This window comes from Mycobacterium sp. (assembly GCF_002863225.1).
GTDB lineage: Bacteria > Actinomycetota > Actinomycetes > Mycobacteriales > Mycobacteriaceae > Mycobacterium.
Window position 1 is genome coordinate 1 of sequence record NZ_PKEK01000096.1, and the last position, 4,653, is coordinate 4,653.

At 62.2% G+C, this 4,653-nt stretch carries 5 protein-coding genes; 3 read left to right on the top strand and 2 right to left on the bottom strand.

Annotated features, from left to right (window positions below; genetic code table 11):
* Positions 1 to 71 precede the first annotated feature (71 nt).
* Positions 72 to 731, bottom strand: a complete 660-nt coding sequence (locus tag CYU59_RS26030; RefSeq protein ID WP_293004173.1) for a TniQ family protein — start codon at positions 729 to 731, stop codon at positions 72 to 74.
* A 142-nt stretch (positions 732 to 873) separates the two neighbouring features.
* Here CYU59_RS26030 and CYU59_RS26035 point away from each other — a divergent pair, with 142 nt between their 5' ends.
* The 3 genes from CYU59_RS26035 to CYU59_RS26045 all read left to right on the top strand — a co-directional run bounded on the left by CYU59_RS26035 (position 874) and on the right by CYU59_RS26045 (position 4,010).
* The gene (locus tag CYU59_RS26035) at positions 874 to 1,170 is read left to right on the top strand and encodes a helix-turn-helix transcriptional regulator (protein ID WP_293004174.1); all 297 of its coding nucleotides are present in this window, start codon (positions 874 to 876) and stop codon (positions 1,168 to 1,170) included.
* A 59-nt stretch (positions 1,171 to 1,229) separates the two neighbouring features.
* Positions 1,230 to 3,680 (top strand): TniQ family protein, encoded by a 2,451-nt coding sequence (locus tag CYU59_RS26040; protein WP_293004175.1) that lies wholly within the window; start codon positions 1,230 to 1,232, stop codon positions 3,678 to 3,680.
* 132 nt (positions 3,681 to 3,812) lie between these two features.
* On the top strand, positions 3,813 to 4,010 hold the full coding sequence (locus tag CYU59_RS26045) for a hypothetical protein (protein WP_293004176.1): 198 nt from the start codon (positions 3,813 to 3,815) through the stop codon (positions 4,008 to 4,010).
* Between the two features lie 241 nt (positions 4,011 to 4,251).
* Here the strand turns inward: CYU59_RS26045 and CYU59_RS26050 are convergent, their stop codons facing one another.
* On the bottom strand, positions 4,252 to 4,458 hold the full coding sequence (locus CYU59_RS26050) for a hypothetical protein (RefSeq protein ID WP_293004177.1): 207 nt from the start codon (positions 4,456 to 4,458) through the stop codon (positions 4,252 to 4,254).
* Positions 4,459 to 4,653: the final 195 nt, after the last annotated feature.

Below are 4,653 nucleotides of genomic sequence, written 5' to 3' on the forward strand. Positions count from 1 at the left end.
CACCGACCGGTGGCGGATGCACCCCTCATGGGCAGATTCGTGTCCGCCACTGGGCAGTTCTTAACGGCCACCTACAGGCATTTCTCACGTCCGCCCACGGGCAGTTTCAGCTGTCCATTGACATCTGGCCCCGCTGGTGGTGATCGAAGCTCCGCTAGCGTCCGATCGCAGTACCGACCGGCCCCGGTCGGGTTGCCGCACAGCTGTTCTGGACCCAACGACGGTCGCATCGGGGAGTGTCGCCGCACGCGCAGACGCTGCCGACACGCGTCGCATTCGGTGAGCAACTCAACCCCGTGAACCGTGCAGACCGTGATGAGCGGCAATCGCCACTCCAACCGCCATATGCCGTCGCGTGCCAGGCACTGGGGGCAGGCTTGCGAGCCGTGCGGTGGAAACCAACCCTGCGCCACGAGGTTGCGATAAGTGTGCCGCCGGCTTGGATCAAGCCCTTCCAGATGTAGCGGCAGACCATCGCCGTAACGCATCAACGTGGCTGCGGTCAGCGCCGCGAGGTCGACTCCCCCGAGATCGGCAATCGCGTTGAGGGCGGCGCGCGGAGGTTTGATCATCAGATATGCCAACGCCGCTGGAGCAGTGCTAAGTGAGGCGAGGATGACCTTGTGGAGAGTCGCTGTTGAGAGACCGTTCGCCTCGGCGAGCCGTTCAAGGTAGCCGTCCAGCGCCTCATCAGGGTGTAGCGCGGGGCGACTCGGCAACTGCTCGACCATGACAACTCTCAGTCGGCCTCGTTGGACAGCGGACCCCCTGCCGGATCCGGCTGGACGCGGCACGGCCGCCGATCCGTAGCGGACACTCTAATGTATTACTAGTAGGGCAGACATTGAGTGGCGTCGGCCAACTACTGAGACGGTGCCGACTCGTCCGAATCAGAACAATCCGGAACGCGTAGCGCGTTGGGAGCAATCCCGGCAACGCGTCGGGGCCAACATCCGCAGGGTGCGTACTGAACAGGGCATGACGCAAGAGACCCTCGCGCTCAGGTCCGGTGTGACCCGCAACGTGCTCATTGATGTGGAATTCGGCCGCCGTGGTCTTCTCTACGAGCGACTCTTCGACATCGCCGACGCCTTAACGGTCTCGGTCTGCGACCTGATGGCTCGGCGCGGGCATTCGCCAGACCGTGATCGCGAAGATCACCCGGGTTAATGTCCACAGCAACACCGGGCCAGACACCGGGAACGCGGCTGGGTCTGCGAACGCTTCCGGTGAGTGTCACCCCGGTGCCTGGAGAGGCGCTCGAGTCGTGGTTGGCGGCCCTGGCACAGTGCCTCGATGTCGAGTGGGGCACGTTTCTCGGCCTGCTCTTTCCCGCAGCCCGCGCGTCAGGAAAACACTGGCTCCGCCGGTTGGATATCACCGCACACCTCACGACCGCCGAACTGCAAGGCATCTCGGCGGCAACGGGTGCTGACCCCGCCACGATCGAGGCGATGACGTGGTGCCGATTCGACGGACTGGTCGGAACCGTCGATGTCGCTCGACGGCGGATGAAGATGACCTGGCCCCTCGGCCGATCGCGATTTTGCCCCGCGTGCCTGGCGGACTCGCACGGCCGCTGGCAGCTGGAGTGGCGACTCCCGTGGGTGTTTGCGTGCCAGAAGCATTCCCGCTTACTCGCTGATAGCTGCCCGGCGTGTGGCCGCACTCAACCCACCAGCCGTGGCTGGCTCAAAGGCGACCTCGTCCCTGCTCCTGAATCATGTCACGCAGCCCAGTCGGACGGAACCCGTTGTCAACGCCTGCTATCGGCGGCATCCACGATTTCCCTACCGAAGGGGCACCCTTTTCTCCAGGCGCAAGCAGCCTTATCCGAAGTCCTTTCCAACACGACGGTGACCGCAGGTCTTTACAAAACGATGCCGGCGTCGACGACCCAATTTCTCGCGGATCTTCGACTGCTGGCAATGCGCTTCGCTGAGGAAACTGCCCTATATGAGCACGAGATCCTCGCACTACCTCACCCGGACGGCGACCTCATTGGCGCGTGGGACAGCGTTGAGGTCCGGCGGTGGCGCGCCGCGCCGGCCACGTGTCGCACAGTGCCGGCGCTGATGGCCGCGGCGGGAATCAGCGCGGCCGTAACACTTCTTCAACGCGACACTGTTGACGAGGCCGCGGCTGACTTGCAGCCTTTACTCGCCGCGCGCCGCCAGGCCGGTAAAACGGTGACCAACGCTGTCTTATCCACGGGTAACCGCAGTCCGGTCATCGCTGCAACGACGGTGCGGGCGCTTCGGAACTCGATCAGTCTGTTGGATCAGCTGCGATACCGGGCGTGGGAGCCGTGCCCGCGATGCCCTCACAAAGTGCCCGCATCCGCGCTACGCAACGTCCCCGCCAGTCTGTGGAGCGACTGGTGGATTCGACTGCTGCCCCCTGACGGGAGGTCGGGCCGGCGCAACGGCTCACGAACGGCGCTAGCCGTATTGCTGCTCGCAGTGGGCAACCGCGCTTCCGAACCCGAGATCGCACGCAGCCTCGGGCTGCAACCCTCGGCCGGAAACTATGCCGAAAACGAGTCCGGCGCCGTCAGAATGCGCCTGCATAACGACGGGTGGTGGCCCAACGTTGCGACAGCACTAACACGCCTGGCCGACTATTTGCTCGATCACCCTAGTCCGATCGATTACGCACGACGGCGGCGACTCGATTATCGAAATATCTTGCCAGACAATGACTGGCAGGAGATATTCGCTACGACCGATTTCGGCCGCCTCGACTGTGCCCACACAGGACAACGCGTCCGCAACTGGATGTTCGACCGGGTTAGCATGCTTCCCGCTAACAGGTCCCCCTTCGCTGCACCCACGTCTGCACCGAGGGGTCGACTAGAACCGATCGAACTGCTCGCACCGCCGATTGGTGACCGGCTCGACGCCCTCGCAACACGATTTCTTCGTCAGCACCGCATCTTTGACGAACCCGTCGTGTGGTCACCGCCGCTAACGCTGGTCGCCGATCTCGACCTACCCGGACCCGACGTCGAAGCGCTGAATATCGAACAGCTCCATCACGTGATCCGAGCGCAGCCCCAATCGACCCATGCCATTGCCCAAGCGATGGGCGTGCGGCCACTAGTGGTCCGGCGCCTGCTGGAAAGGGCACCGCTGCAACAACCCCTATGCCGAGGGCAACAGCGCCCGAAAAAGCCAACGCGCCTCGACCGAGCGCGGACTCAACTTTCGCGAGCCGAATTGGCCCGCCTGCATGAACAGGAGAACTGGTCGATGCACGCGATCGGCAAGCAGTTTGGCATCGATTCAGATGTCGTGAAGCAGCTAGCCCTTGAGCAGCACATCTCAATTCATCTCCACTCAAGGCGGCCAAAACCCGTGGAGCCTGAATGGCTGTACCACGAATACATCGTCAAACAACGCACCGTCAGAGATATTGCGCGCGAAGTCGGCTGCAATCCTCGGACGCTGCTCGCTAAAGCCAGCCAAGCCGGTATACGCAAGCATCGGCAAACGCCGCCCATTTCTGAGGCGTGGATCTACACCGAGCATGTCATCAACAAGCGCAGCCTCGCCGACATGGCCCGCGAGGCAGGTGTCGACCGCGAGGTCCTGTCCAGGCGATGGCGCAAACTCGGAATCCCCGTGCGCCAGAACAGGTCTTCGCCATCTTCCGCGAACGGCTCTAGAAGGAGTACGTGATCAAGAAGCAAACCTCGACCGACATAACGCGGGACTTCGAAGTATCTGTGAACGCTGAGCAGCTCGCCAAGCAAGGGCACAAACCGGCGCGCCGAAATATACACATTGCACTACTAGTAGTACATTGAGTGTATGGCGAAAACTGGAAGCAAAAGCGGCTCGGAGCGTCGGCAACGAACCGACCCGATAAATATCCGCTTTCTCCCAGTCGAAGCGAGCGCGCTTCGACTGCTAGCAAAAGAAAAAGGCTATTCAAGCGTTCAGGCGTTAATTCTGGCAGAGTTGAAACCACTGCTCGCGGTGCGCATCAACGGCAAGGCAGCTCGCTAAGCCTAGGGAGCCTGCGGACGGCCTCGGAACCTGCACTGTAGCGAGATGCAATCAGACTCCCGACCACCCCGCAACAGAGCTACGAAGAAACCGACAGATCTCAAGCCACAGCGCTAGGGCCGGATTGCGTATCGCGGCGAGACTTGACCGGTGGTCGCCGACGATGCGGCTCACGAGCTGCTGCGCGCCTTGCTTGCGCGCTTTGGCTACGCTTGATTCCTAAGCAAGTTAAATCGCAATGTCATCGGCTATTGGTCGGCTCCGGCACGGTCAGTCGACCCTCGCGCATGTTGGCAAGGACCGCACTCAGGTCTTCCCGCGGCAGGCTCTCGGTGTTGATCGAAGCCAGACCGCCGCAGTGTCGAGCCGACCGCAGCCAAGGGAGGTCGTCATAGCCGAGGAGCTCGGCCTTCCGCCGCGAAGCCTCGTCTACTCCACCAGCGTCCACCCTGGAATTCTAAATGAGTTGCATGTGGACGGCGTCATGCCGACGGATGCCTGGCGCACATACCGGCCACGAGTGTCGGCGTCGCCTGAAAACTGACCCCGTGTCGACGCCTGAATTTTGACCCCCTTCGTCTGAGTCTCGGCTTATGAGCCGAGAGGAGAAGGGAGTTGTTGTCAGTGGAGGATTGGGCTGAGA